Source organism: Staphylococcus sp. GDB9P120P (assembly GCF_017893435.1).
Classification (GTDB): Bacteria; Bacillota; Bacilli; order Staphylococcales; family Staphylococcaceae; genus Staphylococcus; species Staphylococcus cohnii.
This window is the reverse complement of record NZ_JAESNB010000008.1, coordinates 964,170-980,452: the sequence shown is the minus strand read 5'-3', so window position 1 is coordinate 980,452 and position 16,283 is coordinate 964,170. Positions and strand designations below refer to the sequence as shown.

Sequence of the window (16,283 nt, the reverse complement as noted above, 5' to 3'; positions counted from 1 at the left end):
AGAAGGTGTAACAAGGGCTCAGTCTTTTGACTGTAGATTAAAATTATTATAAACTAGATAGGAAAAACATATCATATAATACGGAGGGAATATGTATGCCATCAACATTAGAAATTAAAGACCTACATGTGTCTATTGAAGATAAAGAGATTCTTAAAGGTGTTAATTTAACAATTAATACAGGAGAAATACATGCAGTAATGGGGCCTAATGGTACAGGTAAATCAACATTATCATCTGCAATCATGGGACACCCAAGCTATGAAGTAACACAAGGTGAAGTACTATTAGACGGCGTTAACATTTTAGAACTAGATGTTGATGATCGTGCCAAAGCTGGATTATTCTTAGCTATGCAATATCCATCAGAAATCACTGGTGTAACGAATGCAGACTTTATGCGTTCTGCGATAAACGCGAAACGTGAAGAAGGCGAAGAAATTAATTTAATGCAGTTCATTAAAAAGTTAGACAAAGAAATGGACTTTTTAGATATTGATCAAGATATGGCACAACGTTATTTAAATGAAGGATTTTCAGGTGGGGAGAAAAAACGTAATGAAATTCTTCAGTTAATGATGCTAGAACCTAAATTTGCTATTTTAGATGAAATTGACTCAGGACTTGATATTGACGCATTAAAAGTAGTTTCAAAAGGTATCAATCAAATGCGTGGAGAAACGTTTGGTTCATTAATCATTACGCACTATCAACGACTATTGAATTATATTACACCTGATCATGTACACGTTATGTATGGTGGTAAAATTGTTACTTCAGGAGGACCTGAATTAGCGAAACGTCTTGAAGAAGAAGGTTATGAATGGGTTAAAGAAGAGTTTAATGCTGCAGAATAAGTCTTAATTCATATGAAAAATAATATTATAGATGAAGATTTAGGTTTTGATTTATACCGATGAGTTAAATCATACAATCATCAAATGGGAGGAAAAAAGTATGACGACTGAAACTTTGAACATTTCTGAAGCACAACTTGTTGAATATTCACAAGCCCATAATGAACCTTCTTGGTTAACTGAATTACGTAAAGAAGCGTTGCAATTAACTGAAACTTTAGAAATGCCAAAACCAGATAAAACAAAAATCACGAGATGGGACTTTGATTCATTTAAACAACATGAAACAAAGGGTAACGTTTATGAATCATTAGAAGAATTACCAAGTGAAGTTAGAGAGATTATTGATGTTGAAAACACTGAGAATTTGGTTATCCAACATAATAATACATTAGCATTCACAAAAGTTTCTGATTCAGCTCAAAATGATGGTGTTGTCGTTGAAGGCTTAGCAGAAGCTTTGATTAACCATCCTGATTTAGTAAAAAAATATTTCATGAATGAAACTGTTACAGTTGATGAACATAGATTGACAGCACTACATACTGCATTGCTAAATGGTGGCGTATTTGTATATGTTCCCAAAAATGTAGTGGTTGAGCATCCAATCCAATATGTAGTATTACACGATGATGAAAATGCAAGTTTCTACAACCATGTCATTATTGCAACTGAAGAAAGTGCTGAAGTAACTTATGTTGAAAACTATTTATCAATCGCAAGTGGAGAAGGTAACCAACTTAACATTGTTTCAGAAGTAAGTGCTGGTGCTAATTCAAAAATCACATACGGTTCAGTAGATTATTTAGATAAAGGTTTCACTGGCCATATTATTCGCCGCGGTGTTACTGAATCAGATGCTACTATAAATTGGGCGTTAGGTTTAATGAACGAAGGTAGTCAAATCATTGATAATACAACTAATTTAATTGGTGACCGTTCTGAAAGTGAACTCAAATCAGTGGTTGTAGGTACTGGTAGTCAGAAAATTAATTTAACTTCTAAAATTGTGCAATATGGTAAAGAAACAAATGGCTACATCTTAAAACACGGTGTAATGCTAGAAGGCGCGCAAACAGTATTTAATGGTATTGGCTATATTAAACATGGTGGTACGAAATCTATTGCGAACCAAGAATCTCGTGTTCTTATGTTATCTGAAAAAGCGCGCGGTGACGCGAACCCTATCTTACTTATCGATGAAGATGATGTAGAGGCTGGACATGCTGCATCCGTTGGCCGTGTTGACCCTGAACAATTATATTATTTAATGAGCCGTGGTATTTCTCGTCATGAAGCTGAACGTCTCGTTATTCATGGTTTCTTAGATCCAGTTGTACGTGAATTGCCAATTGAAGATGTTCAACGTAAATTACGTGAAGTAATCGAATTAAAAGTTAATAAATAATAAATAATAAATACAATTGAATCCGCAGCAAAATAATATTAAGAGAATGTGATTGAACATTATTATAAAATGCTCAGATTAAATGAATTAATATACGTTAGTTTGTTGTATTTCTTAAATTGCTACGGTTTCTTTATTGATTTTTTAAATTAAGAAAGGTCTGTGGATAATTTGACCCAATCACTAAATGTTAACGAAATATTAAAAGACTTTCCAATTCTTAACCAAAAAGTTAACAATAATCGCCTTGCTTATTTAGATACAACTGCTACTAGTCAAACACCAACACAAGTCATTGATGTTATAGCTGATTATTATAAACGTTATAACTCTAATGTACATCGTGGTGTACACACACTTGGATCATTAGCAACTGATGGTTATGAAAGCGCACGTGAAACAGTCAGACGTTTCATTAATGCAAAATATTTTGAAGAAATTATCTTCACACGTGGAACGACAGCTTCCATTAATGTTGTAGCACATAGTTATGGAGATGCGAATATTTCTGAAGGTGATGAGATTGTAGTCACTGAAATGGAACATCATGCTAATATAGTGCCTTGGCAACAATTAGCGAAACGCAAGAATGCATCTTTAAAGTTCATTCCAATGACAGATGAAGGTGAACTTACAATTGAAAATATAAAAGCGACAATTAATGATAATACAAAAATTGTAGCTATCACGCACGTTTCAAATGTACTAGGTACAATTAATGACATTAAGGCTATCACAGACATTGCGCATGAACATGGTGCTATCGTGAGTGTGGACGGTGCACAAGCAGCGCCACACATGGATTTAGACATGCAATCATTAGATGTTGATTTTTATAGTTTTAGTGGTCATAAAATGTTAGGACCTACTGGTATCGGTGTACTTTATGGTAAACGCGCCTTACTTGACGAAATGGAACCGGTCGAATTTGGTGGAGACATGATTGATTTCGTTGAAAAATATGATGCTTCTTGGGCAGATTTACCTACGAAATTTGAAGCTGGTACGCCATTAATTGCGCAAGCGATTGGTTTAGCTGAAGCAATTCGCTATATTGAAAATCTAGGTTTTGATGCGATACAAGCACATGAACATGAATTGACGACGTATGCTTACGATAAGATGTCTGAAATTGAAGGTATTGAAATATATGGTCCACCAAAAGACAGACGTGCTGGTGTTATAACTTTCAATATGACTGATGTTCATGCACATGATGTAGCGACTGCAGTTGATACAGAAGGCGTTGCTGTTAGAGCAGGGCATCACTGTGCACAACCGTTGATGAAATGGTTGAATCAATCGTCAACTGCACGTGCAAGTTTCTATATTTATAATACTAAAGAAGATATTGATCAGCTAGTAGAATCCTTGAATCAAACGAAGGAGTTTTTCTCATATGAATTTTAATAATTTAAACCAGTTGTATCGTTCAGTCATTATGGATCATTATAAAAACCCTAGAAATAAAGGGAGTCTAGATACTGGTGCAATGACAGTAGATATGAATAATCCAACTTGTGGGGATCGCATCCATCTTACGTTTGATATTGAAGATGGTTTTATCAAAGATGCTAAATTTGATGGAGAAGGTTGTTCAATTTCAATGTCAAGTGCTTCTATGATGACAGAGGCAGTAAAAGGTCACTCTTTAGCTGAAGCAATGCAAATGAGTCAAGAATTCACAAAAATGATGCTTGGTGAAGATTATGAAATCAGTGAAGCAATGGGAGATATAGAAGCACTACAAGGTGTTTCTCAATTCCCAGCTAGAATTAAATGTGCTACTTTGGCTTGGAAAGCTTTAGAAAAAGGCACAGTTGAAAAAGAAGGAAATACAGAAGACTAATCCATGTTGATACGTTGACATTGTGTAAATTTCCATTCACACTAGACATAACATCAAGATTAGGATGTAATTACGATGTAACTACAAATGAAGTTGTCTTGACGCGAGTCGTTTTAATATATAAAAGGAGTGATTTAAATGGCTAAAAAAGCACCTGATGTGGGCAATTACCAATATGGTTTCCATGATGAAGATGTTTCCATTTTTAGATCAGAACGCGGTTTAACAGAAAATATCGTCCGTGAAATTTCAAATATGAAAGAAGAACCAGAATGGATGCTTAATTATAGATTGAAAGCATTAAAACAATTCTACAAAATGCCAATGCCTCAATGGGGTGGCGATTTATCAGAATTGAATTTTGATGATATCACTTATTATGTTAAGCCATCTGAACAAACTGAACGTTCATGGGATGAAGTGCCAGAAGAAATCAAACGTACATTTGATAAATTAGGTATTCCTGAAGCAGAACAAAAATACCTTGCTGGTGTTTCAGCACAATATGAATCAGAAGTTGTTTATCACAATATGGAAAAAGAACTTGAAGATAAAGGTATTGTCTTTAAAGATACAGACACTGCATTAAAAGAAAACGAAGAATTATTTAGACAATATTTCTCAACAGTTGTACCAGCTGGAGATAACAAATTCTCAGCACTTAATTCAGCTGTTTGGTCTGGTGGATCGTTCATTTATATACCAAAAAATATTAAACTAGATACGCCTTTACAAGCGTATTTCCGTATTAACTCTGAAAACATGGGACAATTTGAACGTACACTAATCATTGCAGATGAAGGTGCTTCAGTTAACTATGTAGAAGGTTGTACTGCACCGGTTTATACAACAAGTTCACTACACTCAGCTGTAGTTGAAATTATCGTCCACAAAGATGCCCATGTGCGTTATACTACAATTCAAAACTGGGCTAATAACGTTTATAACTTAGTTACAAAACGTACATTAGTGCATGAGAATGGTAATATGGAATGGGTTGACGGTAACTTAGGTTCTAAATTAACGATGAAATATCCCAACTGTGTGCTTATGGGTGAAGGCGCTAAAGGTAGTACGCTATCAATTGCATTCGCTGGTAAAGGGCAAGTTCAAGATGCTGGTGCAAAAATGATTCATAAAGCACCTAACACTTCATCTACAATAGTATCTAAATCTATTTCTAAAGATGGCGGTAAAGTTATTTATCGTGGTATCGTACACTTTGGCCGCAAAGCTAAAGGTGCACGTTCTAACATTGAATGTGATACGTTAATTTTAGATAACGAATCTACTTCAGATACAATTCCATATAATGAAGTATTTAATGATAATATTTCATTAGAACATGAAGCAAAAGTATCAAAAGTTTCTGAAGAGCAATTATTCTATTTAATGAGTCGTGGTATTTCAGAAGAAGAAGCTACAGAAATGATTGTTATGGGCTTCATTGAACCATTTACTAAAGAGCTTCCAATGGAATATGCTGTTGAAATGAATCGTCTTATCAAATTTGAAATGGAAGGTTCAATCGGCTAAAGTATTTATGATAAATAGTTTAGTTTTACAGTAAGTGATTAAATTTTAAAAACACGAGTGATGCGATTTTGATTCCCTTATATATATGGGCATTCAAATATGTATCACTTCGTGTTTTTTTATTATAGTTGTTTTGAAAACGCTGTTTTAATAATTGGAAATGCGTTTATGTATTGTAAAACAAGGGAATTGATACATATCGTTTAAAATTTTATAGAATATAAAAAGGAGTTATGCTGATATGATTATAGCTATAATCATACTTTTATTTGCTTCATTCTTCTTTTCTGGTAGTGAAACAGCTTTAACTGCTGCAAATAGGATGAAAATACAAACTGAAGCTGAAAATGGAGATAAAAAGTCTGCTAAATTATCAAAGCTACTTACAAAACCCAGTGAATTTATTACTACAATTTTAATTGGAAATAATATTGCTAATATTATTTTGCCTACATTAGTGACAGTATTAGCAGTGGATATTGGAATGAACGTTGGTGTAGCTACTGCAATTACAACGGTTGCTATTATCATCATTTCTGAAGTAATTCCAAAATCTGTTGCTGCAACTTATCCAGATCGTATGTCTAGATTGGTTTATACACCGATTTCATTTTTCGTCACAATATTTAAACCAATTACGAAATTGTTAAACTGGTTAACAGATATGATCAATAATTTACTTTCTAAAGGGCAAGAAGATCAACAACGATTATCAAAAGAAGAGATTAGACAGATGGTTACGATTGCAGGTAGTGAGGGTGCATTCAATGAAATGGAACGAAATCGAATTCAAGGTGTTATGGATTTTGAACAATTAAAAATAACAAATATCGATACAACACCAAGGATTAATGTGACTGCATTTCCGGCTGATATATCTTACGAAGATGCGTACGATACGGTAGTGACGAATCCGTATACACGTTATCCAGTTTATGATGGTGATATCGACCATATTATAGGCATCTTCCATTCAAAATATTTGCTAGCATGGAGTAAAGAAAAGTCAAACAATATTTTACAATATACTTCAGAACCTTTATTTGTGAATGAGCATAATAGAGCAGAATGGGCGCTGAGAAAAATGACTGTGTCACGTAAACATTTAGCGATTGTATTAGATGAATTTGGTGGGACAGATGCCATTGTTTCTCATGAGGATTTGATTGAAGAAATGCTAGGTATGGAAATTGAAGATGAGATGGACGAACAAGAGCAAGAGAAATTAGACGCGCAAATGCAAGCTTATAATAAAAAATAAAAACTATAGTCACAATATTTAAGTTATTGTTTTTAATTAAAGGAGTGTTTTGCATGCACTTTTCATCAAAAGTGACCAAAATGTTGAATATCAAACTTCCTATTATTCAGGCAGGTATGGCAGGTAGTACAACGCCTGAATTAGTAGCATCTGTGAGTAATAGTGGAGGACTTGGTACAATTGGGGCAGGGTATTTTAATTCAGAGAAGTTAGATTCAGAAATAACATATGTTCAAGAATTAACTGATTTGCCTTTTGCAGTTAACTTATTTGTTCCAAGTGAACAATTATATATTCCAGAAAGTGTAGAACACATGAATGCATGGTTAAAACCCTATAGAAAAGCTTTGAGTTTAGAGGAACCTGTTATTGATGTTAGTGAGGAACAGCAATTTAATGAATCCATAGATATGGTAATCGAAAAAGGGGTTCCTGTAGTTTCATTTACTTTTGGAATACCAAATCAAAATATTATCAAAAAATTGAAAGCACGTCAGATTACTGTGATAGGAACAGCAACATCAGTTGAAGAAGCGAAAGCTAATGAAAGTGCTGGTATGGATGCAGTCATCGCTCAAGGTAGTGAAGCAGGTGGACATAGAGGTTCTTTCACTGTAACTTCAGGTGATCACACACCATTGATTGGTACCATGTCACTGGTACCACAAGTCGTAGATAATGTATCTATTCCAGTGATAGCAGCAGGTGGCATTATGGATGGACGTGGCGTTGTTGCAAGTATGGTGTTAGGTGCCGAAGCTGTACAAATGGGAACAGCATTTTTAACTTCAGAAGAAAGTGGTGCTTCAGCTTTATATAAAAATGCAATACAACAAAGTAAAGAAACAGATACTGTCATCACAAAAGCTTTTACAGGTAAACCAGCTAGAGGTATCGATAATGAATTTATACACAAGATGGAAGGATATGATGATGACATTCCAGATTATCCTATACAAAACCAATTGACAAAAAGTATTCGTAAAACTGCTGCTGACTTAGGTAATGAGCAATGGACACATCTATGGAGTGGACAAAGTCCTAGGTTATCACAACCTAGTTCAGCTTCTGAATTGATAGCTGGTATCATACAAGAAACTAAACGCATACTTAACGAGTAATGAACTTAAGTTGTTTTAAGAAAAGTTGCTATTTTTAAAATGATAGCAACTTTTTTGTTTTATGTTTCGTGTATCTACTACAGTCATCGTTGTTTTATCCTAACCTTAACCGTTGAAACAATTGAAGAATATAATTTAATCTAGTGAATCTCATAAATCATCTATGGTATCATGTAACTGGTGATACTATGATAAATATTGGATTAACAGGTTGGGGAGACCATGATACTTTGTACGAAGATTTACAGCGTAAATCAGATAAGTTAATTACATATGCAAGTCACTTTCCCATCGTAGAATTAGATGCATCTTATTATGCGATACAACCTGAAAGAAATATTAGAAAATGGATAAGAGAGACGCCTGAGAGATTCCAATTTATAGTTAAAATTCATCAGGCATTAACACTTCATGCAGATTATCATGATTTTGCAGAATCAAGACAAATACTTTTTGATCAGTTTAAAGCGATGTTAACGCCATTAAAATCTGAACAAAAGTTAGCGATGGTATTAGTACAATTTCCGCCTTGGTTTGATTGCACAGTACAGAACATCAGATATATTCGATATGTACGAGAACAGTTGAAAGCATTTCCTGTTTGTATAGAATTTAGACATCAATCCTGGTTTAATGATCAATTTAAAGAAGAAACATTAGCTTTTTTAACTGAATATGACATGATACACGCAGTATGTGATGAACCACAAGTTGGACAAGGTTCCATACCCTTAGTCAATCGTATTACAAACGAGACAGCATTTGTGCGTTATCATGGCAGAAATGAACATGGATGGACGAAAAAAGATATGACGGATGAAGCATGGAGAGATGTAAGGTACTTGTACGATTATAATAAACAAGAACTTCAAGATTTAGCACAAAAAGTAAAGCTATTAGAACAAAAAGCTAAAAATATTTATGTAGTTTTTAATAATAACTCAGGTGGTCATGCTGCACAAAATGCTAAGATATATCAAACATTACTAGGCATTGATTATGAAGGCTTAGCACCACAACAATTAAAATTATTTTAGGAGCGATCGTATATGTTAACAATAATTATTTTGATTTTAATTGGTGGTTTATCAGCTGTTTTAGGTTCTCTTGTAGGCATTGGTGGCGGCATTATTATCGTTCCGACTTTAGTTTATTTAGGTGTAGAAAACGATTTACTAAATGGAATCACACCTCAAATTGCCATAGGGACATCTTCACTGATATTAATCGTGACAGGATTATCATCAACATTAGGTTATTTGAAAACAAAACAAGTTGATGTGAAAAACGGTTCTATCTTTTTATTTGGATTGTTACCAGGTTCTTTGGTTGGGTCTATTTTAAGTCGTTTTTTAACTTTAGACTCTTTTAATTTATATTTTGGTATCTTTTTGATATTTGTAGCAATTTTGCTCATGATAAGAAATAATATTAAACCGATGAAAATGTTTAATAAGCCAAAGTATGCACGTACATATGTAGATGGTTATGGAAAGACACATCATTATAGTGTTCCGCCAGTTGTAGCATTTGTATCAACGTTATTTATAGGTGTTTTGACAGGATTATTTGGTATTGGTGGTGGCGCATTAATGACACCTTTAATGTTAATTGTTTTCAGATTTCCACCACATGTTGCTGTCGGTACAAGCATGATGATGATATTCTTTTCTAGCGTAATGAGTTCTGTTGGGCATATTGCCCAAGGACATGTGGCTTGGGTTTATTCTATTGTATTAATCATCTCTAGCTATTTGGGTGCTAAAATAGGCGTGAAAGTAAATCAATCCATACAATCAAATACTGTCGTTATGTTATTGAGAACAGTTATGCTTATAATGGGACTATATTTAATCATTAAGTCATTTTTATAAACTAAGAGGAGGGAACCAAGGTGAAATTAACTATTTACCATACAAATGATATCCATAGTCATTTGCATGAGTATGCCCGCATTTCCGAATATTTAGCTCAAGAGAGACCAAAATTAAATCACCCCTCGCTCTATTTAGATATTGGAGACCATGTAGATCTATCTGCACCTGTTACAGAAGCTACTATGGGAATAAAAAATGTTGAACTATTAAATAAAGCACGTTGTGATATAGCAACTATTGGTAATAACGAAGGTATGACCATTTCACATGATGCATTAAATACACTTTATGACAATGCAAAATTTGATGTAACCTGTGCAAATGTTTTTGACGAACAGGGTGACTTACCGCGAAATATCACATCATCAATCATTAAGGAAATTGAAGGTGTGAGAATCTTATTTGTTGCAGCAACTGCGCCATTCACGCCATTTTATAGAGCATTGGATTGGGTTGTTACCAATCCATTAGAAGCCATTAAAGACGAAATCAGCGTGAACGAAGGTGATTATGATTTATTGATTATTATGAGCCATGTAGGCGTATTCTTTGATGAGAAATTATGCCAAGAAATTCCTGAAATAGATTTAATACTAGGGAGTCATACACATCATTATTTTGAAAATGGAGAAATGAACAATGGTGTATTAATGGCAGCTGCAGGTAAATATGGTCATTTTTTAGGTGAAGTGACATTAGAAATAGACCGTAATAGAGTTGTAGATAAGCAAGCGGTGATTTATCCAGTAGACACTTTACCTGAGGTTGAAACACATTTCGAAAGTGAAGGTAAAGCACTGTTAAGCGATCCAATTATTAATCGACCAGTTGAATTACCAAGAAGGACAGATGTTATAACAAAGACATCTTATATGTTAGCTGAAAGTGTATTTGAATTTACAAATGCTGACTGTACAATCATTAACGCAGGTTTGATTGTAAAAGGTATCTCAGCGAATCAAATGACAGAGTTTGACATTCATCAAATGTTACCTCATCCTATCAATGCCGTTCGTATCCGTTTAAATGGTCTGGAATTAAAAAATATAATTATTAAAAGCCAAAAACAAGAATATCTACATGAACATGCACAAGGTTTAGGTTTTAGAGGAGATATTTTTGGTGGCTATATACTATATAATTTAGGATTGATCGAATCAGAATCAAGATATTTCATCAATGGAGAAGAAATTGAAGACGATAAAATTTATGTGTTAGGTACCGTTGATATGTATACATTTGGTCGTTATTTTCCTACACTAAAAGAACAATCTATAGATTACTTAATGCCAGAATTTTTAAGAGATATTTATAAAGAAAAAATGCTCGAATACTAAAATATTACATTTTACGTTTTAATTTAATCCGATTTTCGTTATAATGATTACAGATTTGAAATCAGGAGGAATTGTGCGGTTATGGCTACTAAAAATGAAGAAATTTTACGTAAACCAGATTGGTTGAAAATAAAACTGAATACTAACGAAAACTACACTGGTCTTAAGAAAATGATGCGAGAAAAGAACTTACATACAGTGTGTGAAGAAGCAAAATGTCCAAACATACATGAGTGTTGGGGCGAACGTCGTACTGCTACGTTTATGATTTTAGGCGCAGTTTGTACGCGTGCATGCCGTTTCTGTGCGGTTAAAACCGGATTGCCTAATGAGTTAGATTTAGATGAGCCAGAGCGTGTGGCAGAATCTGTTGAATTAATGAATTTAAAACATGTTGTTATAACAGCGGTTGCACGTGATGATTTAAGAGATGCTGGTTCAAATGTTTATGCTGAAACAGTCCGTAAAGTACGTGAGCGTAACCCTTACACTTCAATAGAAATATTACCATCTGATATGGGTGGTGACTTTGAAGCTTTAGAAACGTTAATGGCTTCAAAACCAGATATTTTAAACCATAATATTGAAACAGTTCGTCGTTTAACACCAAGAGTTCGTGCTAGAGCGACTTATGACCGTACTTTAGAATTTTTAAGACGTTCTAAAGAATTACAACCTGATATACCAACAAAATCTAGTTTAATGGTAGGACTAGGTGAAACTCATGAAGAAATTTATGAAACAATGGATGATTTACGTGCGAATGACGTAGATATCTTGACTATTGGTCAATATTTGCAACCTTCACGTAAACACTTAAAAGTTGAAAAATACTATACACCTTTAGAATTTGGTAAATTAAGAAAAGTTGCAATGGATAAAGGTTTCAAACATTGCCAAGCTGGACCGCTTGTGAGAAGTTCTTATCATGCAGATGAGCAAGTAAATGAAGCTGCAAAAGAAAGACATCGTCTAGGTGAAGAAAAACTTAGTACAGATTCTAATAGTTAAAACATAGATATTGCATTTAAAGACTTAGTTCAATTAGGGATATTAACGACGCGCGTTAACTCACTTTGGGCTAAGTCTTTTATTAGAAATAATAAAAATTGATTACTAACCTATTAAAGACAGACAATGTACGGTTAAATTGAGTAATGAAAATTAGATTAGGTGAGTATAATGATAAAAGTTAATAGTTTTTATTTTGAAATTATAGAAGATTATAGAGAATGTTTTGATGAAACATTATTTGCAAATCGTTACGCAGATATTTTAGATAAGTATGACTATATTGTGGGAGATTTTGGGTATGATCAATTAAGATTAAAAGGATTCTATAAAGATTCGAATAAAAAAGCTGAATTAAGTAAGCGTTTTTCCACAATTCAAGATTATTTATTAGAATACTGCAACTTTGGGTGTCCGTATTTTATTCTTAGAAAAGTTCCAGAAAATGAAATTAAATCCCAAATTGAAGCAGAAGATGAAAATGCAGAGATATCATTTGAAGAAAATAAATTACAAGATGTTAAAATTCAACCAACGATTCAAGATACAGAACAGTAAGTTGATGTAGATTTAGCGTCAGTTTAATATTAAAAACAAGTTAGGCTGCTATTCAACCGAGGAGTTACGGGTAATGAATAGTAGCTTTTTTATGTAGATTTATCATGACGCTAAATAAAATAAAAAAGGCTGATTATCGTAAATGACTCAGCCTTTTTCAATGACATTGTGTCTTATCATGTGCATCGATTTAATTAATAATATGACATAGAAATAATATTTAACGAACTGTATTTTGAACTTGTGCGTTTGCCACAGCAATTATTGTATGACTTGATTGAGATATTCAGTGATTTCATTACCTTCATTTTCAGTTACACCTAAAATATAAGCAATGTATCCTTCTTCTTCTAAATCATCTGTACCAATAATGCCAAATTTATTTGTTTGCATGTTTAAAACAATTGTTTTTCCAAAATGACGATTGGTTTGTATAAGCATTAAATCATAACGACTAAATTCTCCGACGAAACCTACAAATTGTACCTGTGATGATTCATCATCGTCATAAAGATACATATCTATCATAAAAACACCCTTTCATCATTGAGATATTAAAGTTTTTATTATTCGAATCATTCAATGAACTTAAAAAGTCTTAATTTACAGTATAACCATAAATGAATTCGACTGCAAAGGTATGGTATGATGAGAATGATAGGGGTGACTTAGATGTATTTTGTTAATAAAGAAAAGTTAGATAAAAAATTAAACTATTTACAACAATTAGTTAATGATTATCCAGATTATAGAGATAATCACTATGCATTTGAAAGAATTTCACAAATGTTGATTGAATCATCGGTAGATATTGGTAATATGATCATTGATGGCTTTATTTTGAGAGATCCAGGAAATTATAAAGATGTCATTGATATTTTAGAATTAGAAAATGTAATTTCTAAAGATACTCAAAATAATGTTAACCAAACTGTTGATGTCAGAAAGCAATTCGTTCATTTTTATGATGAACTTGATACGATTCAATTGAAACCACTTTTTGATAAAACACTTGATTATTATCAACAATTTATCGATGAAGTAATACAATTTTTGAATAATGAAAATGTACCTATAACAGCATTTGGTCAAAAAGGAGAGAAGTAATTTTTGATGAAACAGTACAAAGCATATCTCATTGATTTGGATGGTACGATGTACAAAGGGAATGAAAAAATTGATGGTGCAGCACAGTTTATTGAATACTTAAACAAGCATCAAATACCTCATTTATTTGTCACGAATAACTCTACTAAAGAACCATCAGAAGTAGCAGAAAAATTAAAAGTGATGGGAATTGATGCTACAGCAGATGAAGTAGTTACATCAGCACTGGCAACTGCAGAGTATATTGCTGATGAACAACCAGGTGCTTCAATCTATATGTTAGGTGGCGCTGGTTTAGAAAAAGCGTTAACGCAACATCAATTAAAAATAAAAGGTGATGAGTTTGTAGATTATGTAGTTATTGGTTTGGATGAAGCTGTAACTTATGAAAAACTAGCAACTGCTACACTAGGTGTTCGAAACGGAGCAAAATTCATTTCAACAAATAAAGATGTATCCATTCCAAAAGAACGTGGGTTCTTACCTGGTAATGGCGCAATTACAAGTGTTGTGTCAGTATCTACAGGCGTTGAACCAACATTCATTGGTAAACCGGAACCTATTATTATGAATAAAGCCTTAGAAATTTTGGGGTTAGATTGTTCTGAAGTTGCAATGATAGGTGATTTATATGATACAGATATACTTTCTGGAATCAATGTTAATGTTGATACAATACATGTTCAAACAGGTGTATCAACTTTAGATGATGTAAACCAAAAAGAAATACCGCCAACATATAGTTTTAAAGATTTAAACGAGGTAATCAAAGAACTCGAAGTTTAGGAGTGATTGAATGCAAAAAATCGTAGTAAGTAGAAAAATTCCACAGAAATTTATCAAACAATTAGAGGACATCGGTGAAGTAGAAGTTTGGGATGCATCGTTGACCCCTATGCCAAGAGAGAAATTTTTAACTGCTTTAAAAGACGCGACAGCTTGTTTTGTGACATTAAGTGAAACAATGGATGAAGAAGTCATTGAAGCTGCACCAAATCTGAAAGTCATAGCAAACATGGCAGTAGGTTATGATAATATAGATGTTGATTTGATGCAAAGTAAGGGTATTGTTGTGACGAATACACCAAGCGTGTTAACTGAAACAACGGCAGAATTAGGCTTTACTTTGATGCTTGCAGTGGCAAGACGTGTAGTCGAAGCGGAAACATATGTTCAAAATGGTGAATGGCAGAGTTGGGGACCGTATTTATTTGCTGGTAAAGATTTATATCATGCTAACGTCGGCATTTATGGTATGGGCGATATTGGAAAAGCATTCGCGAGACGTCTAAAAGGTTTTAATACGAATATTATGTATCATAACAGAACAAGACATAAAGATGATGAAGAAGCGCTTGGCGCATTATACGTTTCATTTGAAACATTATTAAAAGAGAGCGACTTTGTGATTTGTACGGTACCATTAACTCCAGAAACACGTGATAAGTTTGACGATAAGGCATTTAAAATGATGAAAAATGATGCGATTTTTATCAATATCGGTAGGGGCGCTGTCGTTGACGAGGAAGCATTAGTGAAGGCTTTACAAAATGGTGAAATTAAAGCATGTGGATTGGATGTTTTAAGAGAAGAACCCATTGATATGAAACATTCGTTACTTTCAATGAACAATGCAACGATACTCCCACATATTGGAAGTGCATCGGTGATAACAAGAAACCGAATGATACAACTTTGTGTAGATAATATAAAGTTAGTATTAAGTGAAAAAGAACCTAAGACTCCCGTGGTATAAATTACTTATACCATGTCAAGCTACTCATTACTTGATTAACCCAAGTGAAGAGTAGCTTAATTTTTAGAAATATTTACAATGAATATCAGTCATTTAAATTTGCATTATTACTAAAAGATGATTGCCACATATGATAACTGTGGTTGTTGCATTATTAGATCATTATATCTTGGTTTAAAATGTTTTATTGAATACACATTAAATTTTGTAAAAGAATTTAATGTGTATTTTTTTGATTTTTAAAATAATGCTCTATTTATTTATATTCTATCTAACAATTTTGTTATATAGATGCACAAATATTTAATTGTAATGGCGTAGGAAAAATTGTATAATTAATTGGTGAAAAAGTTGAATAATTTATATACAATAAAGTGTAAAACATAAAAAATAATTTAATGAAGATAATTAATGTTGAATTTACATAAATGCTAGAGGTGAAATATGCAAAAAAACGATAAAGAATGTACTGCTTTACAAAAATTCAAACCATGGTTATTGATAGTAATGTACTTAGCTATATTAATTGCATTATATTTAATTTATGGTACAGGAGATACACACAATAACTTTATTTACAATGAATTTTAATTAAGGAGACTATC

The 16,283-nt window shown here is 33.1% G+C and carries 17 protein-coding genes; 16 read left to right on the top strand and 1 reads right to left on the bottom strand.

The annotated features are described in order from the left end of the window. Positions 1-95 precede the first annotated feature (95 nt). From sufC to KA856_RS09845, 12 genes are all read left to right on the top strand, one after another. Entirely contained in the window at positions 96-857 is a 762-nt protein-coding gene (gene sufC, locus KA856_RS09900) for a Fe-S cluster assembly ATPase SufC (RefSeq protein WP_019469764.1), read from the top strand. A 100-nt stretch (positions 858-957) separates the two neighbouring features. Continuing rightward, positions 958-2,265 carry a Fe-S cluster assembly protein SufD gene (gene sufD, locus KA856_RS09895; RefSeq protein ID WP_107384292.1) on the top strand — a complete coding sequence of 436 codons (1,308 nt, stop codon included), beginning with the start codon at positions 958-960 and terminating at the stop codon, positions 2,263-2,265. 171 nt (positions 2,266-2,436) lie between these two features. After that, positions 2,437-3,675, top strand: a complete 1,239-nt coding sequence (locus KA856_RS09890; protein ID WP_154409402.1) for a cysteine desulfurase — start codon at positions 2,437-2,439, stop codon at positions 3,673-3,675. Continuing rightward, on the top strand, positions 3,665-4,114 hold the full coding sequence (gene sufU / locus KA856_RS09885) for a Fe-S cluster assembly sulfur transfer protein SufU (RefSeq protein ID WP_107384290.1): 450 nt from the start codon (positions 3,665-3,667) through the stop codon (positions 4,112-4,114). The genes KA856_RS09890 and sufU overlap by 11 nt, the downstream gene beginning before the upstream one ends. Before the next feature lie 138 nt (positions 4,115-4,252). Continuing rightward, positions 4,253-5,650 (top strand): Fe-S cluster assembly protein SufB, encoded by a 1,398-nt coding sequence (sufB, locus tag KA856_RS09880; protein WP_107386419.1) that lies wholly within the window; start codon positions 4,253-4,255, stop codon positions 5,648-5,650. A gap of 241 nt (positions 5,651-5,891) precedes the next feature. Next, positions 5,892-6,911: a hemolysin family protein gene (locus KA856_RS09875; RefSeq protein ID WP_107386418.1), complete on the top strand. Its 1,020-nt coding sequence runs from the start codon at positions 5,892-5,894 to the stop codon at positions 6,909-6,911. Positions 6,912-6,964: 53 nt separating this feature from the next. Continuing rightward, a complete protein-coding gene (locus tag KA856_RS09870) occupies positions 6,965-8,032 on the top strand; it encodes an NAD(P)H-dependent flavin oxidoreductase (RefSeq protein ID WP_107386417.1) in 1,068 nt (355 codons plus the stop codon). A gap of 188 nt (positions 8,033-8,220) precedes the next feature. Continuing rightward, on the top strand, positions 8,221-9,069 hold the full coding sequence (locus KA856_RS09865; protein WP_210138656.1) for a DUF72 domain-containing protein: 849 nt from the start codon (positions 8,221-8,223) through the stop codon (positions 9,067-9,069). Positions 9,070-9,081: 12 nt separating this feature from the next. Then, a complete protein-coding gene (locus KA856_RS09860) occupies positions 9,082-9,906 on the top strand; it encodes a sulfite exporter TauE/SafE family protein (RefSeq protein ID WP_107384286.1) in 825 nt (274 codons plus the stop codon). Between the two features lie 20 nt (positions 9,907-9,926). Continuing rightward, entirely contained in the window at positions 9,927-11,246 is a 1,320-nt protein-coding gene (locus tag KA856_RS09855) for a bifunctional metallophosphatase/5'-nucleotidase (RefSeq protein WP_107386416.1), read from the top strand. Between the two features lie 81 nt (positions 11,247-11,327). Further along, positions 11,328-12,257 carry a lipoyl synthase gene (gene lipA, locus KA856_RS09850; RefSeq protein ID WP_107384284.1) on the top strand — a complete coding sequence of 310 codons (930 nt, stop codon included), beginning with the start codon at positions 11,328-11,330 and terminating at the stop codon, positions 12,255-12,257. 171 nt (positions 12,258-12,428) lie between these two features. Then, positions 12,429-12,815, top strand: a complete 387-nt coding sequence (locus tag KA856_RS09845; protein WP_107384283.1) for a YutD family protein — start codon at positions 12,429-12,431, stop codon at positions 12,813-12,815. A 261-nt stretch (positions 12,816-13,076) separates the two neighbouring features. Here the strand turns inward: KA856_RS09845 and KA856_RS09840 are convergent, their stop codons facing one another. Continuing rightward, positions 13,077-13,343, bottom strand: coding sequence for a DUF3055 domain-containing protein (locus tag KA856_RS09840; protein ID WP_107384282.1), 267 nt, complete (start codon positions 13,341-13,343; stop codon positions 13,077-13,079). 144 nt (positions 13,344-13,487) lie between these two features. Here KA856_RS09840 and KA856_RS09835 point away from each other — a divergent pair, with 144 nt between their 5' ends. The 4 genes from KA856_RS09835 to KA856_RS09820 all read left to right on the top strand — a co-directional run bounded on the left by KA856_RS09835 (position 13,488) and on the right by KA856_RS09820 (position 16,269). Further along, on the top strand, positions 13,488-13,922 hold the full coding sequence (locus KA856_RS09835) for a DUF86 domain-containing protein (protein WP_107384281.1): 435 nt from the start codon (positions 13,488-13,490) through the stop codon (positions 13,920-13,922). A 6-nt stretch (positions 13,923-13,928) separates the two neighbouring features. Beyond that, positions 13,929-14,708: a TIGR01457 family HAD-type hydrolase gene (locus KA856_RS09830; protein ID WP_210138660.1), complete on the top strand. Its 780-nt coding sequence runs from the start codon at positions 13,929-13,931 to the stop codon at positions 14,706-14,708. Positions 14,709-14,718: 10 nt separating this feature from the next. Beyond that, positions 14,719-15,678 carry a 2-hydroxyacid dehydrogenase gene (locus tag KA856_RS09825; protein ID WP_210138655.1) on the top strand — a complete coding sequence of 320 codons (960 nt, stop codon included), beginning with the start codon at positions 14,719-14,721 and terminating at the stop codon, positions 15,676-15,678. A 444-nt stretch (positions 15,679-16,122) separates the two neighbouring features. After that, positions 16,123-16,269, top strand: a complete 147-nt coding sequence (locus KA856_RS09820; protein ID WP_107386379.1) for a teichoic acid D-Ala incorporation-associated protein DltX — start codon at positions 16,123-16,125, stop codon at positions 16,267-16,269. The last annotated feature ends 14 nt before the right edge of the window (positions 16,270-16,283 follow it).